Origin of the sequence: Pseudomonas sp. EA_105y_Pfl2_R69, assembly GCF_963970915.1 — a bacterium.
Lineage (GTDB): Bacteria > Pseudomonadota > Gammaproteobacteria > Pseudomonadales > Pseudomonadaceae > Aquipseudomonas.
Map to the genome: position 1 here is coordinate 135,983 of NZ_CAXAOO010000007.1, position 26,371 is coordinate 162,353.

Annotated in this window: 20 protein-coding genes; 9 read left to right on the forward strand and 11 right to left on the reverse strand. The window is 62.0% G+C overall.

Features of this window, described 5'->3' with window-relative positions; all coding sequences use genetic code 11:
- Positions 1-77: 77 nt before the first annotated feature.
- On the forward strand, positions 78-863 hold the full coding sequence (locus tag AACY13_RS18815; RefSeq protein WP_339463109.1) for a TSUP family transporter: 786 nt from the start codon (positions 78-80) through the stop codon (positions 861-863).
- A 9-nt stretch (positions 864-872) separates the two neighbouring features.
- On the opposite strand, the gene nudC is transcribed toward AACY13_RS18815, so the two are convergent.
- The 7 genes from nudC to AACY13_RS18850 form a co-directional block, all read right to left on the reverse strand.
- Complete coding sequence (gene nudC / locus AACY13_RS18820) at positions 873-1,703, reverse strand: NAD(+) diphosphatase (RefSeq protein WP_339463110.1); 831 nt, start codon at positions 1,701-1,703, stop codon at positions 873-875.
- Complete coding sequence (locus AACY13_RS18825) at positions 1,704-3,383, reverse strand: ferrous iron transporter B (RefSeq protein WP_339463111.1); 1,680 nt, start codon at positions 3,381-3,383, stop codon at positions 1,704-1,706.
- 50 nt (positions 3,384-3,433) lie between these two features.
- Positions 3,434-4,246, reverse strand: coding sequence for a crotonase/enoyl-CoA hydratase family protein (locus AACY13_RS18830; protein ID WP_339463112.1), 813 nt, complete (start codon positions 4,244-4,246; stop codon positions 3,434-3,436).
- Between the two features lie 226 nt (positions 4,247-4,472).
- A complete protein-coding gene (locus AACY13_RS18835) occupies positions 4,473-6,728 on the reverse strand; it encodes an Orn/Lys/Arg decarboxylase N-terminal domain-containing protein (protein WP_339463113.1) in 2,256 nt (751 codons plus the stop codon).
- A 130-nt stretch (positions 6,729-6,858) separates the two neighbouring features.
- Complete coding sequence (gene dnaQ / locus AACY13_RS18840) at positions 6,859-7,602, reverse strand: DNA polymerase III subunit epsilon (protein ID WP_339463114.1); 744 nt, start codon at positions 7,600-7,602, stop codon at positions 6,859-6,861.
- A complete protein-coding gene (gene rnhA, locus AACY13_RS18845) occupies positions 7,595-8,047 on the reverse strand; it encodes a ribonuclease HI (RefSeq protein ID WP_339463115.1) in 453 nt (150 codons plus the stop codon). The genes dnaQ and rnhA overlap by 8 nt, the downstream gene beginning before the upstream one ends.
- Positions 8,048-8,084: 37 nt before the next feature.
- Positions 8,085-8,849 (reverse strand): class I SAM-dependent methyltransferase, encoded by a 765-nt coding sequence (locus AACY13_RS18850; RefSeq protein WP_339463116.1) that lies wholly within the window; start codon positions 8,847-8,849, stop codon positions 8,085-8,087.
- 75 nt (positions 8,850-8,924) lie between these two features.
- Here AACY13_RS18850 and gloB point away from each other — a divergent pair, with 75 nt between their 5' ends.
- Positions 8,925-9,698 (forward strand): hydroxyacylglutathione hydrolase, encoded by a 774-nt coding sequence (gene gloB, locus AACY13_RS18855; protein ID WP_339463117.1) that lies wholly within the window; start codon positions 8,925-8,927, stop codon positions 9,696-9,698.
- A 99-nt stretch (positions 9,699-9,797) separates the two neighbouring features.
- Entirely contained in the window at positions 9,798-11,363 is a 1,566-nt protein-coding gene (locus tag AACY13_RS18860; RefSeq protein WP_339463118.1) for a lytic transglycosylase domain-containing protein, read from the forward strand.
- Positions 11,364-11,405: 42 nt separating this feature from the next.
- Here AACY13_RS18860 and AACY13_RS18865 read toward each other — a convergent pair whose 3' ends face one another.
- The gene (locus AACY13_RS18865; RefSeq protein WP_339463119.1) at positions 11,406-12,830 is read right to left on the reverse strand and encodes an HDOD domain-containing protein; all 1,425 of its coding nucleotides are present in this window, start codon (positions 12,828-12,830) and stop codon (positions 11,406-11,408) included.
- 161 nt (positions 12,831-12,991) lie between these two features.
- Between AACY13_RS18865 and AACY13_RS18870 the strand changes: the two genes are divergently transcribed.
- The 6 genes from AACY13_RS18870 to fabI are packed head-to-tail and all read left to right on the forward strand — an operon-like array spanning position 12,992 to position 21,192.
- Complete coding sequence (locus AACY13_RS18870) at positions 12,992-14,821, forward strand: extracellular solute-binding protein (protein WP_339463190.1); 1,830 nt, start codon at positions 12,992-12,994, stop codon at positions 14,819-14,821.
- Complete coding sequence (locus AACY13_RS18875; RefSeq protein ID WP_339463120.1) at positions 14,818-16,662, forward strand: extracellular solute-binding protein; 1,845 nt, start codon at positions 14,818-14,820, stop codon at positions 16,660-16,662. Before AACY13_RS18870 ends, AACY13_RS18875 begins: the two co-directional genes overlap by 4 nt.
- Before the next feature lies 1 nt (position 16,663).
- Positions 16,664-17,737 carry a microcin C ABC transporter permease YejB gene (locus tag AACY13_RS18880; RefSeq protein ID WP_339463121.1) on the forward strand — a complete coding sequence of 358 codons (1,074 nt, stop codon included), beginning with the start codon at positions 16,664-16,666 and terminating at the stop codon, positions 17,735-17,737.
- A 1-nt stretch (position 17,738) separates the two neighbouring features.
- Complete coding sequence (locus AACY13_RS18885; RefSeq protein WP_339463122.1) at positions 17,739-18,758, forward strand: ABC transporter permease; 1,020 nt, start codon at positions 17,739-17,741, stop codon at positions 18,756-18,758.
- 1 nt (position 18,759) lies between these two features.
- The gene (locus AACY13_RS18890) at positions 18,760-20,367 is read left to right on the forward strand and encodes an ABC transporter ATP-binding protein (protein WP_339463123.1); all 1,608 of its coding nucleotides are present in this window, start codon (positions 18,760-18,762) and stop codon (positions 20,365-20,367) included.
- A 30-nt stretch (positions 20,368-20,397) separates the two neighbouring features.
- On the forward strand, positions 20,398-21,192 hold the full coding sequence (gene fabI / locus AACY13_RS18895; protein ID WP_339463124.1) for an enoyl-ACP reductase FabI: 795 nt from the start codon (positions 20,398-20,400) through the stop codon (positions 21,190-21,192).
- Between the two features lie 226 nt (positions 21,193-21,418).
- On the opposite strand, the gene AACY13_RS18900 is transcribed toward fabI, so the two are convergent.
- The 3 genes from AACY13_RS18900 to lon all read right to left on the reverse strand — a co-directional run bounded on the left by AACY13_RS18900 (position 21,419) and on the right by lon (position 26,320).
- The gene (locus AACY13_RS18900; RefSeq protein ID WP_339463125.1) at positions 21,419-23,296 is read right to left on the reverse strand and encodes a SurA N-terminal domain-containing protein; all 1,878 of its coding nucleotides are present in this window, start codon (positions 23,294-23,296) and stop codon (positions 21,419-21,421) included.
- 217 nt (positions 23,297-23,513) lie between these two features.
- Positions 23,514-23,786: a nucleoid-associated protein HU-beta gene (gene hupB, locus AACY13_RS18905; protein ID WP_010490206.1), complete on the reverse strand. Its 273-nt coding sequence runs from the start codon at positions 23,784-23,786 to the stop codon at positions 23,514-23,516.
- A gap of 137 nt (positions 23,787-23,923) precedes the next feature.
- Entirely contained in the window at positions 23,924-26,320 is a 2,397-nt protein-coding gene (gene lon, locus AACY13_RS18910) for an endopeptidase La (protein WP_339463126.1), read from the reverse strand.
- Positions 26,321-26,371 lie beyond the last annotated feature (51 nt).

A 26,371-nucleotide genomic window follows, 5' to 3' on the forward strand; every position in this document is an offset into this window, starting at 1 on the left:
AATGCCGGCATTATGCGCAGCTGCCTGGCTTGCGAACAGCAAGAGAACCACACAATCAGACACAGGACGTGTTTTTCATGCCTTTCCCCTTCGAGTTCAGCGTCGACCTATCGACCTTGGCGATTCTGGCCCTGGTCGCCTTTATGGCCGGTTTTATCGATGCCATTGCCGGCGGCGGCGGCCTGCTGACCATTCCCGCGCTGCTTACCGCCGGTTTACCGCCGCATCTGGCCCTGGGTACCAACAAACTCTGCGCCACCTTTGGCTCGGCCACCGCCAGCTACACCTTTTACCGGCGCAAGCTGTTTGCCCCGCGGCAATGGCGCAATGCGCTGATCGGCACGGCCGTGGGCGCGGTACTGGGAGCGATGCTGGCGCAGTGGGTGCCGTCGGCCTGGCTCAACCAGATGCTCCCTGTGGTGGTCTTCGCCTGCGGCCTGTATCTATTGTTCGGCAAGACACCCGCCGCACCGCTGCTAGCTGACGCGCCCATCGCCCAGGGCCGGCAATGGCCGCAAAGTCTGGGCCTGGGCTTCTACGATGGGGTGGCTGGGCCTGGTACCGGCGCGTTCTGGACGGTCAGTAGCCTGCTGCTCTACCCGCTGGATCTGGTGCGGGCCAGCGGCGTGGCGCGCAGCATGAACTTCGTCAGCAACGCCTGCGCCCTCAGCGTGTTTATCTTCAGCGGTCAGGTGGCCTGGCTACTCGGCATCAGTATGGGCCTGGCGCTGATGGTCGGTGCCTTTCTCGGGGCGCGCACGGCGATCAAGGGCGGCTCGAAGTTTATCCGCCCGGTATTTATCCTGGTGGTGCTGGGCCTGACCGTGCGCCTGGCCTGGCAGCACTGGTTCGGGCTGGCGTAGCCTACGTTACTAGCCCGGCAGCAACGGCTCGGGCAACCCCAACTGGCGTGCGACATAGACATCGATCAGGTAACGGGCGATGGAACGGGCCGCCGGTAGCGGCGGCAGGTCGTGCACGCTGAACCACTGCGCATCCTCGATTTCATCGGCCTGCATGACGATATCGCCGCTGACATACTCGGCGTGAAAACCGAGCATCAGGGAGTGGGGGAACGGCCAGCCCTGGCTGCCCAGGTAACGCAGATTGCCGACCTCGACCCCTACCTCTTCACGCACTTCGCGTACCACGCACTGCTCGACCGACTCGCCGGCCTCGACGAACCCGGCCAGCGTGCTGTAGACCCCGGCGACAAAGCGCGGCGAGCGGGCCAGAAGCACTTCATCGCCACGGGTCACCAGCACGATCATGCTCGGCGACAGGCGCGGGTAATGCTGCAGCTCGCAGCGCGGACAATGCATCGCGCGTTCGCCGGCGATGTGCTGCATGGCCCCGCCACAGCTGCCACAGAAACGATGCTGGCGCGCCCAGATGCCGATCTGCGTGGCATAGCTGAGCAACCTGAAGGTGTCGTCGTCGCCCTGCAGCATGAACTGGCGCAGGCTCTGCCAGGAACAACCAGGCATATCGGCCGGCTGCTCCAGCTCGAGCAGGTAGATGGCGTCGTCGTCGAAATACCCAACGCCATGTTCAGCCAGAACCGGCAAGTCCTGCTTTTTCAGCCATTCGCGGGGGAACAGCACGCCATTGCTGTCCGCCAGGAAATGCTGCTTGCAGTGCGCCAGCACCCAACCACCCGGTTGCTGGCTATCGAGATGGGCGGGCTGCCAACGTTGTTTCATTCAAGCCACCAGAGGCATACCGAGAGCCCGGACACTCTCGGCCGCCAGATCGAGGACGCTGGGCTTGGTTTCCGGACGCATCACCGCGCCGGCTTCCAGGTAATATTCGAGGCTGCTCAGGGCATCGGCAAGGGTTTCCAGCATCTGCTCGGAAGGCATCTGCGGCGCTTCGAACATCTGCGTCTGGATGTACTCCGCGCACGCCCCCACCAGCAGCGCGGCACGTTCCTGCTCGAGAAACCACAAGCCGCCACGCACCGCCTGCAGACTGAAGGGCACATTGGACAGGTGCATGCGCTCGCCACCCGACTCCAGGTAGGCGGTGATCGCACGCTTGGCCAGTGCCAGACCGGCCTGGGCCTCATCGACCACCACGATGCGCGCCTCATTGAGCTGGTGCAGGGCGAAGGACTCTGCCTCGCTGGCAGGCTGCGCCTGGGCAGGCCGCGGCTCACGTCGCTCGCCACTCTCCAGGCTGGCGACCATGCCCTCGACATAAAGCACCGCATCCGCCAACTTGTTCAGCTGCACGGAGTCCGGGACCTGCCCCTCGCTCCAGCTGGCAACGGCCTGCAGTTGCGCCCCCAGGGCATTGCCGGCCGAACTCAAGCCAACCATGCCCAAGGTCTTGCTCAGTTTGCCGAGCAAAGCATGCAGGCTGCCCAGACTCTCCGCTTGCACGGTGCCACGCTCGATCAGGTCGAGCATATCCTTGACGCTGGCCAGCTCTTCGCGAATAGCCGCGCTTAGCGAGCGCATGACCGCCTGCCCCGGCCCCGCCAGGCGCTGGTATTCGGCCTCCAGCAGATGATCGGTAAACGGCAGCGGTGCCAGGGCGAAGACTTCGCTCAGGGCCCGGGCCTGCGGCCCGCGACTGGCGGCCAGTGCCACCAGGTAGAGCAGTTCCTTGAGCAGGCTGCGCGGAGCCTCGTACTGGCTGTTGCCAAGCATCTGCTTGATCTCGCGGTCCAGCCGCGAGAACAGTTGCTTACGCGATTTACGCGGTAGTAGCTGGCCATCCACCTGAGCTTCCAGCGCGGCCGAGCCAATCCAGCACAAGCGTCCCCGCGGCTCGTTGGCAAGCAGGCTGTCGAGGCGACTCAAGGCCCGCCCCATCAGCTTCAGGCTGGCCTGGGCATTCTGTTCGCGGATAAAACCGAGCAGACCGACTTGATACATATGGCGCAAGCGTCGCCCTTCCACCGCCTTGGCGGCCGCGTCGAGGGTCGCAGGTGCGCTGCGCGGGCGCTCGTGATCCAGGCGCACGCTGAAAAAGAAACTTTCCGGCAAGGCCTGCTGGCCGCCGGCCTGGCGCAGATCGTTGATCGCCGGCAGTAACAGCTCGGGCATTTCCTGGCGATTGGCTTCAACGTTTTCCAGGTAACGGCGTAGCACGTGCAGGGCATTGCTTAAGGCCGACAGCTGCGCATCGCGCTCTTCGCCAGCGCCCGCCGGAATATCGGTGGCCTGATCGAGCACTTCCTGCGCCAGCAACTCGGCACCGGCAAGCTCGATCAGGTTGAGCGTGCCGCGTACCTGCTGAAGGTTTTCCACCGCCTGCTGCAGTAGGCTGCCGTTATGCCGGTCGGCGATGAAGTGCTCGAGACTCGACTCGGCCTCCTCCATGGTGGTGAACAGTTCATCGCGCACCAGATTGAGTGACGTGGCTCCAGATACCATGAACTATTGCGCCTCCCGCGTCGGTGATAAAAACAGGTGGAAGGACGGCATCAGTCGGCGAACTCCGGCTTCTGCTTGCTCATATGGGCGGCCATGGCCACGCGCAGATCGACCGACTGCAGCATGGCGGCATTCCAGGTGGCGATATATTCCAGGCCGTCGTCGACCCGATGGTCGCGCATATAACGAATCATTTCCTTGGTACCGCGCACCGCCACCGGCGATTTGCTGGCGATTTCACGGGCAATGGCCATCACCCCGTCGAGCAGGGCGTCGGTGTCGGCAAAGGTGCGGTTGACCAGGCCGATACTGCGCGCCTCCTCGCCATCGATGGTACGGCCGGTAAAGGCCAGTTCGCGCATCATGCCGTCGCCGATGATCCGTGGCAGACGCTGCAGGGTGCCGACATCGGCGGCCATGCCGATGTCGATTTCCTTGATCGAGAACTGCGCATCGACCGTCGAGTAACGCATGTCGCAGGCCGAAATCAGGTCGATGGCACCGCCCAGGCAGTAACCCTGGATAGCCGCCAGCACCGGCTTGCGACAATTGTCCACGGCATTGAAGGAGGCCTGCAGCTCGAGGATCTTGCGCCGCAGTTTTTCCGCATTGCGGCCGACATCGGGGCCCATCTGGCTGCCCAGTTGCGCCAGCATCATCAGGTCGATGCCCGAAGAGAAATGCTTGCCCGCCCCGGAGAGCACCACCACCCGCACCTCATCGGTGTTGTCCACCCAGCGGAAGATATCGATGATTTCGCGCCAGAACTCGGCGTTCATGGCGTTGATCTTCTCCGGGCGATTGATCACCACATGGGCGATCTTATCTGCCAACACGACATTAAAGGCTTTGTAGTCGGACATGGCAGTCATCCTCGGCAGGGGCGCAAGCGCGCATGGCATTCTTCTTATGCTAAAAATCGAGCAACTATAACAACCACGACATAAATGTCGATGCCGTCCTCTGTGACGCAGAACACGTCGCCAAAGTTAAGCTCAATTTTCAGCTATCCACGATAACCGCTTGATCTGCTGAGTTTCATCCAAGTCGAGCCTGGCCCAGCAGGCAAACCTGCGGGCCAGAGCACGATCAGGCCCTGATGCAATCGACCGTGTAGAGCCCCTCCTCGCGCTGCAAACCGTGCACGTCGGCATCGAAGCCCGGAAAGCTCAGGTCGAAGGTGCGGGCGAATATCAGGTAGTCGATGATCGAGCGGGTCTGCGCGGTAAAGCGCTCGCCCGGCATGATCAGCGGAATACCTGGCGGATAAGGCACCAGCATCACTGCGGCGATACGCCCTTCGAGCTGCTCGATCGGCACCGCCTCGATATCGCCGCGCACCAGTTGGTTGTAGGCATCGGCGGGCTTGATCGCCACTTCCGGCAGTACCGTGTACATACGCTTGAGCGCCTTGGCCGTGGCGTTTTCGCGGTAACAGGCATGCAAGGCATCGCACAGATCGCGCAGCCCCATGCCCTGATAGAACACCTTGCCGGCTTGGGCAATCGAGGGCAACACATCGCTCAACGGCAGGTTGGCGTCGTAGCTGCGCTTGAACTCCAGCAGTTCGGTCAGCAGGGTGCTCCACTTGCCCTTGGTGATGCCCATGGAAAACAGCACCAGAAAGGAATACAGACCGGTCTTCTCCACCACCAGGCCGCGCTCCCAGAGGAACTTGCTGACCACGGCCGCGGGGATGCCCTGGGCGTCCAGGGTGCCGTCCACGGTCAAGCCGGGGGTGACCAGGGTGACCTTGATCGGGTCGAGCAGCACATAGTCTTCGGCCACCTCGCCGAAGCCATGCCAGTCGGCCTGCGGCTGCAGCAGCCAGTCGCCGGTGCTGACATTGTCGCCGCCGGCCTGAGGCGGCTGCCAGATGCTGAACCACCAGTCATCGGCACTCAGGTTCTGCCGCAGGTTGGCCAGGGCGCGGCGAAAGCTCAGGGCCTCGTCGAAGGTTTCCTGGATCAGTGAGCGCCCCGCCGGCCCTTCCATCATGGCCGAGGCCACGTCCAGCGAGGCGATGATGCCGTACTGCGGCGAGGTGGAGATGTGCATCATAAAGGCTTCGTTGAAGCGGTCCCGATCCAGTTGACGTTGGCCGCCGTCCTGCACATGGATCATCGAGGCCTGGCTAAAGGCCGCCAGCAGCTTGTGGGTGGAGTGGGTGGTGAACACCAGCGGTGCCTTGTCGGTGCGCGCGGTGCCCATACCGTAACGGCCGGCGTAGAACTCATGGAAGGCCGCGTAGGCGTACCAGGCCTCGTCGAAATGCAGCACTTCGACGCTATTGCCCAGGGTCTGCTTGATCAGCTCGGCGTTGTAGCACAGGCCGTCATAGGTGGAGTTGGTCACCACCACCAGTTTGACCATCGCCCCACTGCTGTTCGGCACGTGGCCGCGAGCCAGGGGGCTGGCGTCGATCTTGGCCTGGATCGATTCGCGGCTGAACTCACTCAGCGGAATCGGCCCGATGATGCCCAGCTCGTTGCGCTCCGGGCACAGGTACAGCGGGATCGCGCCAGTCATGATGATCGAATGCAGGATCGACTTGTGGCAGTTGCGATCCACCAGCACCAGGTCGTCGCGGCCGACCATGGAGTGCCAGACGATCTTGTTCGCCGTCGAGGTGCCGTTGATCACGAAATAGGTGTGGTCCGCGCCGAAGTTGCGCGCGGCGCGGGCTTCAGCCTCGGCCAAGGGACCGGTGTGGTCGAGCAGCGAGCCCAGCTCCGGCACCGACACCGAGAGGTCGGAGCGCAGGGTGTTCTCGCCGAAGAACTGGTGGAAGGCCTGTCCCACCGGGCTCTTGCGGTAGGCCACGCCACCGCCGTGGCCCGGCGTATGCCAGGAATAGTTGGACTGCGCGGTGTGCTGCACCAGGGCCTTGAAAAACGGCGGCAACAGGCCATCCAGGTAGTTGCGCGCGGCGCGGGCGACCTGGCGGGCGAGAAAGGGCACGGTGTCTTCGAACAGATAGAGGATGCCGCGCAGCTGATTGAGGTCGGCCATGGCTTCGGCCGGGGCGTTCTCGATGGTCACCTGCTCGCCGAGGGCGAAAATCGGCAACTGCGGTGCGCGCACCCGGGAAATTCGGATCAGCTCGACCATGTCCTGCAGCAGGCGCTTGTCTTCACCCGCCCCCTCGGCGGCGACCAGGATGCAGGCCAGACCGTGGTGGGTGGAGGCGACGATGCGCCCCTCGGCGGAGCTGGCAGTGGAAAGAATGCTGAAGCCGTCCTGCTCCAGTTCCTGGGCGATGGCGCGTACCCGGTCACCGGCCACGGTATCGGCCTTGATGTCGCGGTGCACGATCAGGACGGGGAATTTTAGGTCTTTATACATTGTGGCGTCCCTGAGATTGGCAAGTACTGACTTGCCTATCGCCTCAGGGTAGAGGCTCGCCTCGTCAGGCGGAACCCCCTCAGCGTCAGGCTATACGAAAAGGTCGCGAGTCGATAACTCGCGACCCTTCTCAACCTTCGCCGCCAGCCTGTTCCAGCTGCTGCCAGAGCGCGGGAGCGCCGGCAGATTTCTCGATGGCGGCCAGGCGCGCCTGGTGCAGCGCCAGCTCATCCGTGCTGGCGCGGATCACCCGGGTAAGCGCACGCTCGGCCGACAGACGACGAATCGCGCTGGGCTGCTGGCGACCGTTGCTGTCGCCCTCGGAACCGTCGCCGGCCAGAGACAGATTGGTCTGCCCGCCGGTCATGGTCAGGTAGACGTCGGCGAGAATCTCGGCATCGAGCAAAGCGCCGTGCAGATCGCGCCCGGAGTTGTCGACGCCATAACGCTTGCAGAGGGCGTCGAGGTTGTTGCGCTGCCCCGGATGACGCTCGCGGGCCATCAGCAGGGTGTCGAGAATCGAGCAGTGCTCGCTGATATCGGCGCGCTCGTCCTGCTTGATCAGGGCGAATTCATTATTGATAAAGCCAACGTCGAACGCGGCGTTATGAATGATCAGCTGCGCGCCCTTGATAAACTCGAAGAACTCGTCGGCGACTTCCCTGAAGCGCGGCTTGTCCTGCACGAAGTCGTTGGTGATGCCGTGGACCGCGATGGCCCCTTCGTCGATCTCACGATCCGGCTGCAGGTAGACATGGTAGTGCCGCCCGGTCAGACGCCGGCCGATCAGTTCGACGCAACCGATTTCAATGATCCGGTGGCCATCGCCCACCGGCATACCGGTGGTTTCGGTATCGAGAACAACACTACGCACGCTTCGCACTCCTCACATCGTCTACACCGCGGTTGGCCAGCTGATCGGCCCGCTCGTTGCCCGGGTGGCCGGTATGGCCGCGCACCCACTGCCAGGTGACCTTGTGCCGCCCCACCTGCTCGTCCAACTGCTGCCACAGGTCGGCATTCTTCACCGGCTGCTTGGCCGCGGTTTTCCAGCCACGTTTCTTCCAGTTGGGCATCCAGTCCTGAATACCCTGCATAACGTACTGGGAGTCGGTAACCAGGCGCACCTCGCACTCGCGCTTCAATTCGGCCAGGGCACGAATGGCTGCAGTCAGCTCCATCCGATTGTTGGTGGTATCGGCCTCGCCGCCCCACAACTCCTTCTCGACACCCTTGAAGATCAGCAATGCCCCCCAGCCACCCACGCCAGGATTGCCCTTGCAGGCACCGTCGGTATAGATCTCGACCTGTTCACTCATGTAGCTGCAATCTCTCACTCAATATATTCGGTCGGTTCTACTTCTGCGGCGGCTCGCCCCGGCAACTGCCCCTAGCTACCGGCATCGGCACTAACTTGCCCATGGGCTGGCGGCTCGGCTGGCGCAATGGGCGCAAGCCCACCACCAACTTACGCGCCACCAGCACATAAAAGCCGCCGCCGGGCGGCTGCCAGGCCGCGCCCCAGGTCTCCAGCGGAGCCAGGCGCGCCTGCCAGGCGCTCGAAGAAAGCGGCGGACGATAGCACCCGAAGCGGCGTTTCTCCAGCGCGAAACCCAGCAGGTGCAACCAGTCACTGACCCTGCTGGGTGCAATGCAGCGCGCCTGATGCAAGGCATCCCGGGTAAAGAAGTGGCGCAGCCCCCAGGCACTGCGTGGGTTGACCCCGACGATCAGCAAATGACCGCCGGGCCTGACGCTGCGCGCGGCTTCGCGCAGCAGGCCATGGGGCGACAGACTGAAGTCCAGGCCGTGCTGCAGCACCACGACATCGGCGGCGTACTCGGTCAGGGGCCAGGATTGCTCCTCGCAGACGATTTCAACGCCACTGAAGGGCGCACCCAGGCGCACGCTGCGCTGGATCTGCGCGGCATCGGGAATGGGCTGGGCCGAGGGCCCGTAGTGCACCAGGTAGCCGCCAAAGAAACGTGCCAGTTCATCTTCTAGCAGGCGGCGTTCCTGCTCCAGAAGCAATTGACCGTAGGGGCCGTTGAACCAGCTGCGCGCCTTGCCGATCAGGCTGAGCCAATCGCTGTCGGCCAGGGCAAAAGGATGGTCGGACATAAGGATTACCTGCATAGCCAGCACCGCCAATGAGACCTAAGATGCACCTTTATGGCCCGCTTAGCGACCCGCATCATGATAAAAATCGACGCCCTGCCCGCTTTCTCCGACAACTACATCTGGCTGCTGCAAGACCCCGAGCAGCGCCGCTGCGCCGTGGTCGACCCCGGCGATGCCGCCCCCGTCGAAGCCTGGCTCGCGGCCCATCCCGGCTGGCAGTTGAGCGATATCCTGATCACCCATCACCACTTCGACCATGTCGGCGGCGTCGAACGTTTGAAGGCCCTGAGCGGGGCCCGGGTGCTGGGGCCGGCCAGGGAGCAGATTCCCGGCCGCGACCAGCCGCTCGGCGAAGGCGACCAGGTCGAGGTGCTGGGTCAGGTGTTCAGCGTGCTCGAGGTGCCCGGCCATACCCTCGGGCATATTGCCTACCATCAGGCGCAACAGCACTGGTTGTTCTGTGGAGACACCCTGTTTGCCGCAGGCTGCGGCCGCCTGTTCGAAGGCAGCCCCGAACAGATGCACAACTCCCTCGCCCGCCTGGCCGCCCTGGCAGACCAGACCCAGGTGTTCTGCACCCACGAATACACCCTGAGCAACCTGCGCTTTGCCGTCGCAGTGGAGCCGCATAACCGGCAGATCCGGCAGCGCCTCGAGCAGGTCACGGCCTGGCGTGAAGCCGGGCGCATCAGCCTGCCCTCGACCCTGGCTCTGGAGCGCGCCACCAACCCCTTTCTGCGCAGCGCCGAGCTCGAGGTGCAGCGCAAGATCGACGAACGCGACGGCCCCATGGCACGCACAACCGAGCAGGTCTTTGCCGCCTTGCGCGCCTGGAAAGATAAGTTCTAAAAGCACGATAAGCCCACAAAAGACTGGTTAAAACTTGACCAGCAGCGGCCTCGTTCCTAGAATCCCCCGATCTTTCAGCCCGGACGCCCCCCTCAGCCAATGCCTTTATCACCACGCAAGACCTTGAATTTAAAGGCATTGACCCAAGGCTCCCGGGCGCTTGCGGTGGTGTTCTGCATAACCCTCGCCGGCTGTCAGAGCCTGGGCGAGAAGGCCGCCGATGACCGTAGCCGCGATACCGATCGCGCCGTCGGCCTGGAGCAGGAACCGGAGTGGCTGACCGACAGCATCCAGGCGCCGGCCGCGGAAGAACCCAAAGACATCTGGGAGCGGGTACGCGCAGGCTATCAGCTGCAAGACAGCATCACCCTCAACCCGCGCATCGAACAGCAGCGCCTGTGGTTCGTCAGCAATCCGTCCTTTGTGGAAAAAGTCGGCGAGCGCAGCAGCCCCTATATCCACTTTATCGTCGAGCGCCTGGAGCAGCGCAATATGCCGATGGAGCTGGCCCTGCTACCGATGATCGAAAGCGCCTACAACCCCTTGGCCTATTCCCACGCCCATGCCGTCGGCCTGTGGCAGTTCATCCCCTCCACCGGGCGTAACTTCAACCTGCGCCAGACCAACTGGTACGACGGCCGGCGCGATGTGCTGGCCTCGACCGATGCGGCCATCAGTTACCTGACCCGCCTCAAGGAAATGTTCAACGGCGACTGGCTCCTCGCCCTCGCCGCCTACAATGCCGGCGAAGGCCGGGTCAGCCGGGCGATCGAGCGCAACCAGAAACTCGGCCTGCCGACCGATTACTGGAACCTCAACCTGCCCAGCGAAACCCAGAATTACGTGCCCAAGCTGCTGGCCCTGTCGCAAGTGGTGATGACCCCGCAGGCCTATGGTGTCAGCCTCAACCCGATTGCCAATGAGCCCTACTTCGAGAAGGTCGAATTCAAGCAGCGCATGGACCTGTCCCGGGTCGCCGCCATGACGGGCCTCGATGAGGATGAGCTCTATCTGCTCAACCCCGCCTTCAAGAAAGGCATCACCCTCGACGGCCCGCAGCACCTGCTGGTACCAACCGACAAAGCCGAACTGCTGACCGCCAACCTCCTGCTGATGAAGCCCCAGGAACTGGTGGACTGGCAGCAATACCGCGTACGCTCGGGCGACAGCCTGCACAGCATCGCCAACCGCCATCAGCTGACCGTCAATACGCTCAAGGACATCAACAAGCTCACTAGCAACACGCTGCAGATCGGCCAGGTGCTGAGCATTCCCGCCCAACCCGGTGCGCAGCGTGCCGAGCCAGGGCTACAGCGCAGCGCCAGCAGCGGGCAACAGCCGCGCACCTACCGGGTGAAGAGCGGCGATAACCTCTGGCAGATCGCCAAGAACCACCAGCTCTCCGTCAAGGACGTGCAGCGCTGGAACAAGCTCTCGGGCAACACCCTGCGCGTGGGCCAGACCCTTACCCTGTACGGCGCAAGCAGTGCAGCGACCGGTTCGAACCGCAGCAGCGCGACCTACTACCGGGTACGCCAAGGCGACTCCCTGTACCTGATCGCCAAACGCTTTAAGGTGCCGATGAAGAACCTGCAGACCTGGAATCCGCGAGCTGGCAAGGCCCTAAAACCCGGGCAGACCCTGACCCTCTACGTACCACGCTGAGCAGACATCCATGACGGCCTTGCAAGGCCGTCATGGACCGACTTAGCCCTTCTTTGTCAGCGCTTCCAGGCAGCGCCCGGTCAGCTGAGTGAAGCGCTGGAAGGCAACGAACTGCTCATGCTTCAGGGCCCGCCCGGAAACCCGGCCATCGGCATATATCACCCCGATTTCGCGCTTGCCGGCTAGCAGGGGGGCAATAAAGAACATGCCCTGACCCAATCGCTGGCGAATCGGCTGAGTCACCAGCTCCGCCAGGTTATAGCTGGCCGGCACGCCCATCCACAGTGCCTCTCTGTTGCGCAGCACATAGCTGAAGATATGCTGTTGCTCGGGCTGCTCGACCGGCAGGACAAAATCACCAAGCGCGTTTTCCGTCGTCTCGCCCACCACCCGCTTGGCCCGAAAGCAACTCTGCCCGTCGGCCAGCACCACCAGCATCACCCGCTCCAGCCCAGCCCCCTGATGCAGGCCCCTGAGCAGGGTGTCGAGAATGTTGCCCACCTCGCCGCGCTGCACCGCCATCTGCCCCAGGTCCTGCAGGGCCTGCTGCAACACCAGCAGGTTGGGCTGCAGTAGGCTGGCCTTGCGCTGCTCCTGTTGCAGACGAATCTGTTCCGGGTCGGTATTGGGAATCAGCTTGCCGAGTTCGCTGGCCCCGAAGGTGGCGGCGACCTTGACCGCCTCGTCGGCGCTGGCCAGCACTTGCTGCATGGCCTCTTCGGGGCTGACCCCGGTCAGTGCCGCCATCTCGCCGAGCAGCTTTTCCATGGCCGCCGAGTCCCAGCCCTGCAAGGCCGCCTCACTGATCCGTGCACCGAGGCTGACCGCACGCACGGCAGGGTCGTTCTGGCTGGCGCTGTTTTGCGCCAAACCGACAATTCCGCCCAGGTTCCAGCTTTTCACCAGGCCCTGGGTCAGCTGGCGAAAGCTAGTGCCGAGCACCGCCATTACCGCCTCGTCGGCATCCACGCCGGGCTGGGCCAGGGCACAGGCCAACTCGTCGGCCTGCTCGCCGGCGCAGCCCCAGAACGCCAGCTCGCCGATGTTATGCAGCAGGGCCGCGACAAAGACCTCCTCCTCATGCTTGGCAAGCACATAACCGGCGATGTTGCGGGCCTGCACGGCGGCATGAAAGGAGCGCGCCAGCAATTCCTCCAACTGATCGCGCGAGGCGCTGCCCAGCAGCCCGTCGATCAGGCTCACCGACAGGCCGATCTGGCGCACGTTATCGAAGCCGATCAGGACAATCGCCCGGGAAATGGTACGAATGGTTTCCTGGGAAGGGTTGTAATAGACACTGTTGCCGATGCGCAGCACCTTGGAGGTCAAGGAGGCATCGCGTAACAGCACATCGGCCAGTTGCTGGACCGATGACTTGCCGTTCTGAGTCAATCGGTGCAAGTCCTGCACCACCGCCGCGAGGGCGGGCAATTCAGCTTGGTTAAATCTTTCGATCCATGAATGCATGCCATGGCTACGTATACCCAAGATCATCGCCTCGCAGTGGTTGGAGATAGTGTAGTCAAACTGTTACTCGCTGGCTGACCTGCTCTTTTTCCAGCGGATACAAGCTGTTACTGTACCTGACCAGCAGCCCATAAGACGCCACGGATCGGATATTTCACTTGATACGTCCCCTCCTCTCGCTGTTCCTCTGCCTGGCCATCAGCGTCCCGGCCTGGGCGACTCTTCGCGAAAGTCATGGCTATGCCCAATTCGGGGTGCTCAAGTACCCCGCCAGCTTTACCCACTTCGACTGGGTAAACCCCGAAGCCCCCAAGGGCGGCACCCTGCGAATGATGGCCGCGGGCAGCTTCGACACCCTGAACCCCTATACCTTCAAGGGCAGCCCCCCCGTCGCCACCGCCAATTTTCTGCAATACGGGGTCAATGAATTCAATGCCCCGCTGATGGTGGGCACCGGCTCGTACGACCCCTCGGGCGATGAACCCACCTCCAGCTACGGCTTGATTGCCCGCTCGATTGAGTACAGCGAGGACCGCAGCTGGGTGGTGTTCAACCTGCGCCCGGAGGCCCGTTTTCACGATGGCAAAGCCATTACCGCCTATGACGTGGCCTTCTCCTACAGGCTGCTGCTCAAGGATGGGCACCCGCAGTACCGCACCAGCCTGCAGGAAGTCCAGCGTGTCGATATTCTCAATCGGCACAGCGTGCGCTTCGTCTTCAAGCGTGCCGGCAACCCCCTGCTGATCCTGCGCCTGGGCGAGCTACCGGTGCTGCCGCAGCACTACTGGCAGGATCGCGACTTCAAGGCCACCACCTACGAGCCGCCGCTGGGCAGCGGCCCCTACCGCATCACCAGGGTCAGCCCCGGGCGCAGCCTGACCTTCGAGCGGGTCAAGGACTGGTGGGGGACGACGCTGCCGGTTAACCGCGGCAAATACAACTTCGACCGGGTTGAGGTGGAGTTCTATCGAGACAGCCATGTCGCCTTCGAAGCCTTCAAGGCCGGCGAATTCGACATCTATATAGAGCAGCAGGCGAAGAACTGGGCCAGCGGCTATCGCTTCCCCGCCCTGGCTCGCGGCGAAGTGATCAAGGCGGAAATCCCGCACCAGATTCCCACCCAGACCCAGGCACTGTTTATGAACACCCGGCGCGCCGTGTTCAGCGACGTCAGGGTGCGCGAGGCCATGGGCTTGATGTTCGATTTCGAATGGGCCAACCGCGCACTGTTCAACAGCTCCTACACCCGCGCCAAGAGCTACTACCCCAACAGCGAGTTCTCCGCCAGCGGCAAACCGGAAGGGGCCGAATGGCTACTGCTTTCGCCGCACCGCAAGCAATTACCACCGCGCCTGTTTACCGAACCCTTCACGATGCCGCAGACCGATGGCCGTGGTATCCCGAGGGAAACCTTGCGCCGCGCCCTGGGTCTATTGGCCGACGCCGGCTGGAAACCCTCCGGGCAACGCCTGCTCAATAGCCAGGGCGAGCCCCTGCGCCTCGAAATACTGTTGGTCAATCCCAATCTCGAGCGCATTCTCCAGCCTTTTACTGAAAACCTCGCCAGCATCGGTATCCAGGCCAGTTTGCGCACCGTTGACCGCGCCCAGTACAAACAGCGCCTCGATCAATTCGACTTTGACATGATCCTCCTGACCTTGCCGCAGACCCTCAGCCCCGGCCTGGAACAGTCGCTGTACTTTCACTCCAGCCAGGCCAACCTCAAGGGCGGCAAGAATTATGCTGGCGTCAGCCACCCGGTGGTGGACAGCCTGATCGACCGCCTGCTTTCGGCGCAGACCCGCGACGAGCAGGTCGCCGCGACCCGCGCGCTCGACCGCGTGCTGCTCTGGCAGCATTACAGCATTCCGAACTGGTATATCGATTATCACCGCCTGGCATATCGCAACCGATTTGCCTTTGTCGCCACACCGCCCTACACCCTGGGGCTACGAACCTGGTGGCTGAAGTCCATGGAGAACGCTGAATGACCCATGTGTTGCGCGCCTTACTCGTCCACGGCAGCGGCATTGCCCTGCTCAGCCTGGCCGGCCTGACCCTGGCCGGCCCCAAACACGCCCAGACCCTGTACGACGAGCCGCCCAAGTACCCGGCGAATTTCCAGCACTTCGATTACGTAAATCCCGACGCACCCAAGGGCGGCAGTTTGCGTCAGGCCGGTTTCGGCGGTTTCGACAGCCTCAACCCCTTTATCAACAAGGGGGTGGCCGCCGATGATCTCGGCCTGATCTACGACACCCTGACCCATCACAGCCTGGATGAACCCTTTACCGAGTACGGCCTGCTCGCCGAAAAGATCGAGAAAGCCCCGGACAACGCCTGGGTGCGCTTTTACCTGCGCCCCGAAGCACGCTTCCACGATGGCCAGCCGGTCACCGCCGAAGACGTCAAGTTCACCTTCGAAACCCTGATGAGCAAGGGTGCCCCCACCTACCGCGGCTACTATGCCGATGTCGATCGAGTCGAAATCGAAGGGCCGCTCAAGGTTCGCTTTGTGTTCAAGCACGCCGGCAACCGCGAACTGCCATTGATTATCGGCCAGCTACCAGTGCTGCCGCAGCACTGGTGGGCCGAGCGCGACTTCAGCAAGAGCAATCTGGAAATCCCCCTGGGCAGCGGCCCCTACCGGATCGCCAAAGTGCAGGCCGGCCGCTCGATCCGCTACGAGCGGGTCAAGGACTGGTGGGCCAAGGACCTGCCGGTCAGCCGCGGTTTCTACAACTTCGACACCCGCCGGATCGACTACTACCGCGACAACACCGTGGCTCTGGAAGCCCTGAAAGCCGGTCAGTTCGACTATTGGCTGGAAACCAGTGCAAAGAACTGGGCCACCGCCTACGGCATCGCCGCGGTCGCCAACGGCCAGCTGATCAAGGAAGAAATCGCCAACCACAACCCCACGGGCATGCAGGGCTTTATCTTCAATACCCGCCGCCCGTTGTTCCAGGACCGCCGCGTACGCGAAGCCCTGGGCCTGCTGTTCGATTTCGAATGGGCCAACCGCCAGCTGTTCAACGGTGCCTACACCCGCACCCGCAGCTATTTCGACAACTCCGAACTGGCCTCCGTCGGCCTGCCCAGCCCGGGCGAGCTGAAACTGCTTGAGCCGTTGCGTGAACAGATCCCGCCGCAGGTGTTCACAGACGAATACCAGCCGCCGGTCACCGATGGCAGCGGCATCATTCGCGAACAGCAGCGCCGCGCCTATCAACTGCTGCAGGAAGCCGGCTGGCGCATCGAAGGCGACCAGATGCTCGACGCCGAGGGCACAGCCGTCAGCTTCGAGTTCCTCCTCGCCCAGACCGAGTTCGAGCGTGTATTGCTGCCCTTCAAGCGCAACCTGGCGGACCTGGGCATCGAGCTGGTCATCCGCCGGGTCGATGTCTCCCAGTACATCAACCGCCTGCGCTCGCGCGACTTCGATCTGATTGTCAGCGGCTTCGGCCAGTCCAACTCCCCCGGCAACGAGCAGCGCGAGTACTGGCATTCCAGCAGCGCCGACAACCCCGGCAGCCGCAACTTTATCGGTCTGAAGGACCCGGCCGTGGATCAGCTGGTCGAAGGCCTGATCAATGCCGACTCGCGGCAGAGCCTGATCGAGCATACCCGCGCCCTGGATCGCGTCCTGCTCTGGGGCCACTACGTGATCCCCAACTGGCATATCAAGACCTGGCGCGTGGCCTACTGGAATCGCTTCGCGCATCCGAAAGTCACCCCACAGTACGATATCGGCCTGAACACCTGGTGGGTCCGCCCGCAGGCACCCGAGGCGCAGCCACAACCGGCCGCCTCGCCGACGACGGAGCAATAAGATGCTGGCGTATATCTTCCGTCGCCTGCTGCTGATCATCCCCACCCTGTTCGGCATTCTGCTGATCAATTTCATCATCATCCAGGCCGCTCCCGGCGGCCCGGTCGAACAGATGATCGCCAAGCTGGAAGGCTTCGAGGGTGCCACCAGCCGCATCGCCGGCGGTGGTGCCGAGGTTTCGGTGGCCGGCTCCAACTACCGCGGAGCCCAGGGCCTGGACCCCGAACTGGTGGCGGAAATCGAGCGCATGTACGGCTTCGACAAACCGGCACCGGAGCGCTTCTGGCTAATGCTGAAAAGCTATGCCCAGCTCGATTTCGGCTCGAGCTTCTTCCGCGATGCCGAGGTCATCGACCTGATCATCGAGAAGATGCCGGTGTCGATCTCGCTCGGGCTGTGGAGCACCTTGATCATGTACCTGGTATCGATCCCCCTGGGGATCGCCAAGGCCACCCGCCATGGCAGCGCCTTCGACGTCTGGACCAGCTCGGCGATCATCGTAGGCTATGCCATTCCGGCCTTCCTGTTCGCCATTCTGCTGATCGTGCTGTTCGCCGGCGGCAGCTATTTCGACTGGTTCCCCCTGCGCGGGCTGACCTCGAACAACTTCGACGAACTGAGCTTTGGCGGCAAGCTGCTCGACTACTTCTGGCACCTGGCGATGCCTGTCACCGCCCTGGTGATCGGCAACTTCGCCACCCTGACCCTGCTGACCAAGAACAGCTTCCTCGACGAGATCAACAAACAGTACGTAACCACCGCCAGGGCCAAGGGCCTGACCAACAATGGCGTGCTCTACGGCCACGTATTCCGCAACGCCATGCTGATCATCATCGCCGGCTTCCCCTCGGCCTTTATCGGTATTTTCTTCACCGGTTCCCTGCTGATCGAAGTGATCTTCTCCCTCGACGGCCTGGGCCTGATGAGCTTCGAGGCGGCCATCAACCGCGATTATCCGGTGGTGTTCGGCACCCTGTTTATCTTCACCCTACTCGGGCTGGTGGTGAAATTGATCGGCGACATTACCTACACCCTGGTCGATCCGCGTATCGACTTCGAAAGCCGGGAGAGTTGAGATGAAACTGTCCCCTATCAATCAGCGACGCTTCCAATTGTTCAAGGCCCACAAGCGCGGCTGGTGGTCGCTGTGGATCTTTCTCGCGCTGTTTTTCGTCACCCTGGGTGCCGAACTGATCGCCAACGACAAACCGCTTGTTGTGCAGTACGACGGCGAGCTGTATTTCCCGGTGCTCAAGCGTTATCCGGAAACCACATTTGGCGGCGAATTCCCCCTGCAGGCCAACTACAAGAGCCCCTATATCCAGGACCTGATCGAACAGAAAGACGGCTGGATGGTCTGGCCGCCGATCCCCTACAGCTACTCCAGCATCAATTACGATCTGCAGGTGCCGGCCCCCGCGCCGCCCTCCGCGGAAAACTGGCTGGGTACCGACGACCAGGGGCGCGATGTGCTGGCCCGAGTGATCTACGGCTTTCGTATCTCGGTGCTGTTCGCCCTGATCCTGACCCTGGCGAGCTCGCTGATCGGCGTGTTCGCCGGGGCCCTGCAGGGCTTCTACGGCGGCTGGGTCGACCTGGCCGGACAACGCTTCCTGGAAGTCTGGTCCGGCCTGCCGGTGCTCTACCTGCTGATCATCCTGGCCAGCTTCGTGCAGCCGAACTTCTGGTGGCTACTGGGCATCATGCTGCTGTTCTCCTGGATGAGCCTGGTGGATGTGGTGCGCGCCGAGTTCCTGCGTGGACGCAACCTGGAATACGTGCGCGCCGCCCGCGCCCTGGGCATGGAAAACGGCGCGATCATGTTCCGTCATATCCTGCCCAACGCCATGGTCTCGACCATGACCTTTATGCCTTTTATCCTCACCGGCGCGATCGGCACCCTGACCGCCCTGGATTTCCTCGGCTTTGGCCTGCCACCGGGCGCACCGTCCCTCGGCGAGCTGGTAGCCCAGGGCAAATCCAACCTGCAGGCCCCATGGCTGGGGATCAGCGCCTTTGCGGTGCTCGCCCTGATGCTGAGTTTGCTGGTGTTTATCGGCGAAGCGGCGCGCGACGCCTTCGACCCGAGGAAATAAGATGACCGAATCGAACAACCTCCTCGAAGTGCGCGACCTGGCCGTCGAGTTCGTCACCGGCAACAGCAGACAACGCGTGGTGGAGGCGGTCAGCTTCGATATCAAGCGCGGCGAGACCCTGGCCCTGGTCGGCGAAAGCGGCTCGGGCAAGTCGGTCACCGCCCACTCGATACTGCGCCTGCTGCCCTACCCCCTGGCCCAGCACCCGAGTGGCAGCATTCACTACGCCGGGCAAGACCTGCTCAAGCTGGGCGAGAACAAGTTGCGCGGAATCCGCGGCAACCGCATCGCCATGGTGTTCCAGGAACCCATGACCTCGCTCAACCCGCTGCACAGCATCGAGAAGCAAATCAACGAGGTGCTGGCCCTGCACAAGGGCCTGAGCGGCAAGGCCGCCACCGCGCGCACCCTGGAGCTGCTCGACCTGGTCGGCATTCCCGAGCCGCACAAGCGTCTCAAGGCCTACCCCCACGAGCTCTCCGGCGGTCAACGGCAGCGCGTGGTGATTGCCATGGCCCTGGCCAACGAACCGGAACTGCTGATCGCCGACGAGCCCACCACGGCTCTGGACGTGACCGTCCAGCTGAAGATCCTCGAACTGCTCAAGGAACTGCAGAGCAAACTGGGGATGGCCATCCTGCTGATCAGCCATGACCTCAACCTGGTCAGGCGCATTGCCCATCGCGTCTGCGTGATGCAGCGCGGCCATATCGTCGAGCAGGCCAGCTGCCAGACCCTGTTCCATGCCCCGCAACACCCCTACACCCGCGAACTGCTGGGCGCGGAGCCCAGCGGCGGCCCCGTTGACCTGCCCCCGGGCAAGACCATGCTCGAAGTCGAGAACCTGCGCGTCTGGTTTCCGATCAAGAAAGGCTTGCTGCGCCGCACGGTCGACCACGTCAAGGCCGTGGACGGCATCAACTTCAGCCTGCCTCAGGGCCAGACCCTGGGCATAGTCGGCGAAAGCGGCTCGGGGAAGTCCACCCTGGGCCTGGCGATCCTGCGCCTACTGGGCAGCCAGGGCGGCATTCGCTTTCAGGGCCAGGCTCTGGACGGTCTGTCGCAGCATGATGTGCGCCCGCTACGTAGGCAGATGCAGGTCGTGTTTCAGGATCCCTTCGGCAGCCTGAGCCCGCGCATGTCGGTGGGCCAGATAGTCGGCGAGGGGCTGCAGATTCATCGCATGGGCAATGCGGCGGAGCAGGAGCAGGCGATCATTGCCGCGCTGGTGGAAGTGGGCCTGGACCCGGAAACCCGCCACCGCTACCCTCACGAGTTCTCCGGCGGCCAGCGCCAGCGGATTGCCATTGCCCGGGCCCTGGTGCTGAAGCCGGCGCTGATCCTGCTGGACGAGCCGACCTCGGCGCTCGACCGCACCGTACAGCGCCAGGTGGTCGAACTGCTACGCTCGCTGCAGGCCAAGTACAACCTGACCTATCTGTTTATCAGCCACGACCTGGCCGTGGTCAGGGCCCTGAGCCATCAGGTGATGGTGGTCAAACAGGGCAAGGTGGTGGAACAAGGCCCGGCGACACGTGTCTTTGCCGCGCCACAGGACATCTATACACAGCAGTTGCTGGAAGCGGCCTTTATGGCCCCAGCCGATTAATTCTTGTAGACAGGAAGAGGAATAACGCCCATGGGTTTTCTAAGCGGCAAGCGCGTACTGATCGTTGGCGTCGCCAGCAAGCTGTCCATCGCCTCCGGCATCGCGGCAGCCATGCACCGTGAAGGGGCCGAACTGGCCTTCACCTATCAGAATGAAAAGCTCAAAGGCCGCGTTGAGGGCTTTGCTGCTGATTGGGGCTCGAACCCCGAGCTGTGCTTCCCTTGCGATGTGGCCAACGATGAAGAAATCGCCTCGGTATTCGAAGCCCTGAGCAAGAAGTGGGACGGCCTGGACTGCATCGTCCACTCCGTCGGTTTCGCTCCGGGCGACCAGCTGGATGGCGACTTCACCGACGTCACCACCCGCGAAGGCTTCCGCATCGCTCACGACATCAGCGCCTACAGCTTCGTCGCCCTGGCCAAGGCCGGCCGCGAGATGATGAAGGGCCGTAATGGCAGCCTGCTCACCCTCTCCTACCTGGGTGCCGAGCGCACCATGCCCAACTACAACGTGATGGGCATGGCCAAGGCCAGCCTGGAGGCCGGTGTGCGCTACCTGGCTGGCAGCCTTGGCCCAGAAGGTACTCGGGTCAACGCCATCTCCGCCGGCCCGATCCGTACCCTGGCTGCCTCCGGCATCAAGAGCTTCCGCAAGATGCTTGCCGCCAACGAGAAGCAGACCCCATTGCGCCGTAACGTCACTATCGACGAAGTCGGCAACGCCGGTGCCTTCCTCTGCTCGGACCTGGCCTCGGGCGTCAGCGGCGAGATCATGTACGTCGATGGCGGCTTCAACACCACCGCCATGGGTGCCATGGAGGAGTAAATCTTCCAGCCAAGAAAATCTAAGCAATAAAAAAGGCCGCTTGATTAAGCGGCCTTTTTTATGCGTTGCCATCCATGGCACTCACCCATCGGGCCGTCGCTACGCGACGTTAAAAATGGCTCCCGGCCATTTTTTATGCGTTGCCATCCGTGGCAATCACCCTTCGCGCCGTCGCGGCGCGACGTTAGATATGGCTCCCTGCCATTTCTGCATGCAGCAGCCTTGATCAGAAGCGTTCGATATCGGCCTTGGCTTCCAACTGCTTACGGAAGGCAGCGAAATCCTGCTGACCAACGCGTGAGGCAAGGAAGCGGCTGTACATCGCCTTGTCCTCATCGGACAGAGCCTGCTCGGGCTGGCTGACGCCATTCAGGCGCACCACCACCAGGTCGCCGTTGTTCAGGCTGACAGTGGCAAAGCTCGGCTTGCCCGCATCGGCCGGTTTGGGCATGCGGAACAGTGTCTGCAACACCGCAGGCTCGACCCCTTCATGGCTGCGGGTAGCCGCTTCGACCACTTCCCAGGACTGCGCGGCGTCCGCCTGCTCTATCGGCGTCTGACCACTGCGCAGCGCTGTCAGTAGCGCCTCGCCCTTGGCCTTGACCGCTTCGCTGGCACGCACCTTGGTCAGCTGGGTACGGATACTGTCCTGCACCTGTTCAAGCGGTAACTGCTCAGGCTTGCTGTGCTCCTTGACCCGCACCACCACCACAGTATTCGGGTCGAGCTCGATCACGCTGCTATTGCTGCCGTCTTCCAACACCTCGTCGCTGAACGCGGCCTGGATCACCTGTCGATTGGCGCTTAGGCCTTCACTGCCGCCCTGCCGCCCGAAGGCTTCAGTCAACTTGACCTCGAGGCCGAGCTCCTGGGCCGGCTGGACCAGGTCGGAAGCCTCGAAAGCCGAATCCTCGAGATCCTTGGCAACTTCGACAAAGCGCTGCTCGACCTGCCGCGCCTTGAGTTCGCGCTGCAGTTTTTCTTCGAGGCTGGCAAAGCTCGGCACTTCGGGTGCCTGTACTCCAAGCAGCTTGATCAGGTGCCAGCCGAACTCGCTGCGCACCGGCGCGGACACGGCATTCTCGTCCAGCGCATAGAGCGCCTCTTCGAAAGCCGGGTCATATACGCCCGGGCCGGCAAAGCCCAGATCACCACCATCGGTTGCCGAACCAGAGTCATCGGAGACCTCCTTGGCCAGCGCCGCAAAGTCTTCGCCCTGCTCCAGGCGCTTCTGCACCTCGACCAGTTTGGCTTGGGCCTGTTCATCATTCAGCGCGTCATTCACTTCAAGCAGAATATGCGCGGCACGACGCTGCTCAGCCAGGTTGGCGATTTCATTTTCGTAAGCGGTCTGCAACGCCTCGGCGCTGACCTCAACCTGATCGAAGAATGCCTCCTTGTTCAGCTCGACATACTCCAGGACCACCTGCTCCGGCGTCATGAACTCGCTGGCTTGCGCGTCGTAATAAGCCTTGATGTCATCGTCGCTGAGCACCACGGCATCGAGATCCGCCTGCAGCGTCAGGGTGGCGAAATCACGGGTCTGTTTCTCCAGACTGGCAAACGCCTGCACCTGCTCATCGGTGACAAAACCGCTATTGGCCAGGCCGGCACGCAACTGACCAATCAGCATTTCCTGCTCAAGCATCTGGCGGAACTGCAAACGGTTGTAGCCCAGCTGACGGATCACCTGATCGAATCGCTCGGGGCTGAACTGGCCATCCACGAGGAACTCGGGGGTTTGCAGAATCAGCTGGTCGAGGGCCTGCTGGGAAAACCCGAACTTGGCGTCCTTGGCCCCCTGCAGCAATACGGCGCGCTCAATCAGACCATTCAGGGCCGACTCACGCAGCAGCTTTTCATCCAGCAGGGATGCATCGAAATCACGCCCCAACTGTTGCAGCAACTGACGGCGCTGCATCTCGACGGCCTGATTCAACTCCACGGTAGTGATTTTCTCACCGTTGACGACAGCGGCATTCTGACTGTTGCTGGTGCTGGTGAAAATGGCATCGACACCCGTCAGCGCCAGCAGCGCGACAATGACGCCGATAATGGTTTTGGCAATCCAACCCTGTGAATTGTCCCTGATGTTCTGCAGCATGCGTCCCCCAGAACGACTGTACAAAATTAGCAGTCGCGCAGTGTGGGTAAAATCCGGATAGAAGAAAGGCGCATCAGAGGATGCGCCTTCTCGTAACTAACGAAGCGGAACGAAATGACAGTATCGATTCGTGATGGCCTGGACATGCTGTCCGTCCGGGCTACCGCTCCGCTGCCAGGTCAGGCGTACTGACCTGGTGGGCAAGATCGAAAGCGGCTTAGTTAACAGCGTCTTTCAGAGCTTTGCCGGCTTTGAAGCCTGGAATCTTGGCAGCAGCGATGCTGATCGGGTTACCAGTTTGCGGGTTGCGGCCGGTACGAGCAGCGCGCTCTTTGACAGCGAAGGTACCGAAACCAACCAGTACTACGGAATCACCCGCTTTCAGAGCACCAGTTACGGATTCAATTACTGCGTCCAGCGCACGGCCGGCGACAGCTTTTGGGATATCAGCAGATGCAGCGATGGCATCGATCAGTTCCGACTTGTTCACTCTTAAGTCCCCTTAATTTCTATTGAGTTTGTTTCTTGCTTTTAAGTGTAAGCAAAGCGGGTGCTGGATGGCCTGCCGACACGATAAGAGCCGCTTTATAACAAGGGCTTCAAAATTATGTCAAGGAAGCCCTCCGGCTAATGCGTGCTGATTCGCTCCTTGGAATCAGACTCGCGCTTGTCATCCTTTGCAACTATCTCGGGAGCCGCATCAGGCAAGGGCTCCGGGGCGTATTGCAGCGCAATTTGCAGGACTTCGTCAATCCATTTAACCGGTTTAATCTGCAAGTCCTGCTTAATATTCTCGGGAATTTCCTTCAAATCGCGCACATTCTCTTCGGGAATGATCACGGTTTTGATTCCACCACGATGTGCCGCCAGGAGTTTTTCTTTGAGGCCACCAATTGCCAGAACCTGTCCACGCAAGGTGATTTCACCGGTCATCGCCACATCGGCGCGCACGGGAATCTGGGTCAAGGCCGAAACCAGCGCCGTACACATGCCAACGCCGGCGCTGGGGCCGTCTTTGGGGGTAGCCCCCTCCGGCATATGGATATGGATGTCCTGCTTCTCGTAGAAGTCCACAGGCACGCCCAGGCTCTTGGCACGGCTTCTGACCACGGTTTGCGCCGCAGTGATCGACTCGAGCATCACATCACCCAGTGAACCGGTCTTGATCAGCTGCCCCTTGCCGGGCACTACCGCTGCCTCGATGGTCAACAGTTCACCACCGACCTGGGTCCAGGCCAGCCCGGTCACCTGGCCGATCTGATCCTGCTGCTCGGCCAGGCCATAACGATGCTTGCGCACCCCGAGGAAATGTTCCAGCGAATCGGCCGTAACGCTGACCTGGAAGCGCTTCTCGGTGGAATGCTCCTTGACCACCTTGCGGCACACCTTGGCAATCTGCCGCTCGAGACCACGCACCCCGGCTTCGCGAGTGTAGTAGCGAATGATGTCGCGGATCGCCGCCTCTTCAAAAACCAATTCGGTTTTCTTCAGGCCGTTGGCCTGAACCTGCTTGGATGCCAGGTACTTGATGGCGATATTGATTTTTTCGGCTTCGGTATAACCCGGTAGGCGAATGACCTCCATGCGGTCCAGCAAAGGCCCGGGAATATTCATGGAGTTGGCCGTGCAGAGGAACATCACGTCCGACAGGTCGTAATCGACCTCCAGATAGTGGTCGTTGAAGTTGTGATTCTGCTCCGGATCGAGCACCTCGAGCAGCGCAGAAGCGGGATCGCCGCGCATGTCCTGGCCGATCTTGTCGATCTCGTCGAGCAGGAACAGCGGGTTGCGCACCCCGACCTTGGTCATTTTCTGAATCAGGCGACCCGGCATGGAACCGATATAGGTACGCCGGTGACCGCGAATTTCCGCTTCGTCGCGCACCCCCCCCAGGGCCATGCGTACGAACTTGCGGTTCGTCGCGCTGGCAATCGACTCCGCCAGGGAGGTCTTGCCCACCCCGGGCGGACCTACCAGGCAAAGTACCGGCCCCTTGATCTTCTTCACCCGCTTTTGCACGGCGAGGTATTCGAGAATGCGCTCCTTGACCTCGTCCAGACCGTAATGGTCGGCATCGAGGATCGCTTCGGCGCGCACCAGATCGAGGCGCACCTTGCTTTGCGCCTTCCACGGCACATTGACCAGCCAGTCGATATAGGAGCGCACCACGGTGGCTTCGGCCGACATTGGCGACATCTGCTTGAGCTTGTTCAGCTCGGCAGTGGCCTTGGCGTGGGCTTCGGCAGTCAGGCCGGCGTTCTCGATGCGCTTTTTCAGATCATCGAGTTCGTTATGGCCTTCCTCGCCGTCGCCGAGCTCTTTCTGAATGGCCTTCATCTGCTCATTCAGGTAGTACTCGCGCTGGCTGCGCTCCATCTGCTTCTTGACCCGACCACGGATGCGTTTTTCCACCTGCAGCAGGTCGATCTCGGCATCCAGCAGGGCCAGTACATGCTCGACCCGCGCCTGCAGATCGGTGATTTCCAGGATTTCCTGCTTCTGCTCGATCTTCAGCACCATGTGCGCAGCCATGGTATCGACCAGACGCCCCGGCTCATCGATGCCGTTGAGCGAGGCCAGCACCTCGGCCGGGACTTTCTTGCCCAGCTGTACGTACTGTTCGAACTGGCTGAGCAGGCTACGGGTAAAGACCTCGGACTCGCGCTCGGCAACCTCGACCTCATCGATCAGCTGCACTTCGGCGCGACAATGGCCTTCGGCCGCGATAAAACGCTCGACCTCGCCGCGCTGCTCGCCCTCGACCAGCACCTTGACCGTGCCATCCGGCAGTTTCAGCAACTGCAGCACGGTGGCCACGGTGCCGACGCGATAGAGACCGGCTTCATCCGGATCATCGTCGGCGGGATTCTTCTGCGCGAGCAGCAAAATCTGCTTCTCGCCCGTCATGGCCGCCTCGAGGGCTTCGATGGATTTCTCGCGCCCGACGAACAATGGGATGACCATGTGCGGATAGACCACAACATCGCGCAACGGCAGGAGAGGCAATTCGATGGTTGTCTTCATGATTTCGGCTCTACGTCGGCCTTGCGGCCGTAAACAGATGGGATGACCCTT

Excerpts from the sequence above, each read along its gene's own strand:
- AACY13_RS18815 (WP_339463109.1), top strand. The coding sequence starts at position 78 with ATGCCTTTCCCCTTCGAGTTCAGCGTCGACCTATCGACCTTGGCGATT.
- nudC (WP_339463110.1), bottom strand. The coding sequence starts at position 1,703 with ATGAAACAACGTTGGCAGCCCGCCCATCTCGATAGCCAGCAACCGGGT.
- AACY13_RS18825 (WP_339463111.1), bottom strand. The coding sequence starts at position 3,383 with ATGGTATCTGGAGCCACGTCACTCAATCTGGTGCGCGATGAACTGTTC.
- AACY13_RS18830 (WP_339463112.1), bottom strand. The coding sequence starts at position 4,246 with ATGTCCGACTACAAAGCCTTTAATGTCGTGTTGGCAGATAAGATCGCC.
- AACY13_RS18835 (WP_339463113.1), bottom strand. The coding sequence starts at position 6,728 with ATGTATAAAGACCTAAAATTCCCCGTCCTGATCGTGCACCGCGACATC.
- rnhA (WP_339463115.1), bottom strand. The coding sequence starts at position 8,047 with ATGAGTGAACAGGTCGAGATCTATACCGACGGTGCCTGCAAGGGCAAT.
- AACY13_RS18850 (WP_339463116.1), bottom strand. The coding sequence starts at position 8,849 with ATGTCCGACCATCCTTTTGCCCTGGCCGACAGCGATTGGCTCAGCCTG.
- gloB (WP_339463117.1), top strand. The coding sequence starts at position 8,925 with ATGATAAAAATCGACGCCCTGCCCGCTTTCTCCGACAACTACATCTGG.
- AACY13_RS18860 (WP_339463118.1), top strand. The coding sequence starts at position 9,798 with ATGCCTTTATCACCACGCAAGACCTTGAATTTAAAGGCATTGACCCAA.
- AACY13_RS18865 (WP_339463119.1), bottom strand. The coding sequence starts at position 12,830 with ATGCATTCATGGATCGAAAGATTTAACCAAGCTGAATTGCCCGCCCTC.
- AACY13_RS18875 (WP_339463120.1), top strand. The coding sequence starts at position 14,818 with ATGACCCATGTGTTGCGCGCCTTACTCGTCCACGGCAGCGGCATTGCC.
- AACY13_RS18880 (WP_339463121.1), top strand. The coding sequence starts at position 16,664 with ATGCTGGCGTATATCTTCCGTCGCCTGCTGCTGATCATCCCCACCCTG.
- AACY13_RS18885 (WP_339463122.1), top strand. The coding sequence starts at position 17,739 with ATGAAACTGTCCCCTATCAATCAGCGACGCTTCCAATTGTTCAAGGCC.
- AACY13_RS18890 (WP_339463123.1), top strand. The coding sequence starts at position 18,760 with ATGACCGAATCGAACAACCTCCTCGAAGTGCGCGACCTGGCCGTCGAG.
- fabI (WP_339463124.1), top strand. The coding sequence starts at position 20,398 with ATGGGTTTTCTAAGCGGCAAGCGCGTACTGATCGTTGGCGTCGCCAGC.
- AACY13_RS18900 (WP_339463125.1), bottom strand. The coding sequence starts at position 23,296 with ATGCTGCAGAACATCAGGGACAATTCACAGGGTTGGATTGCCAAAACC.
- lon (WP_339463126.1), bottom strand. The coding sequence starts at position 26,320 with ATGAAGACAACCATCGAATTGCCTCTCCTGCCGTTGCGCGATGTTGTG.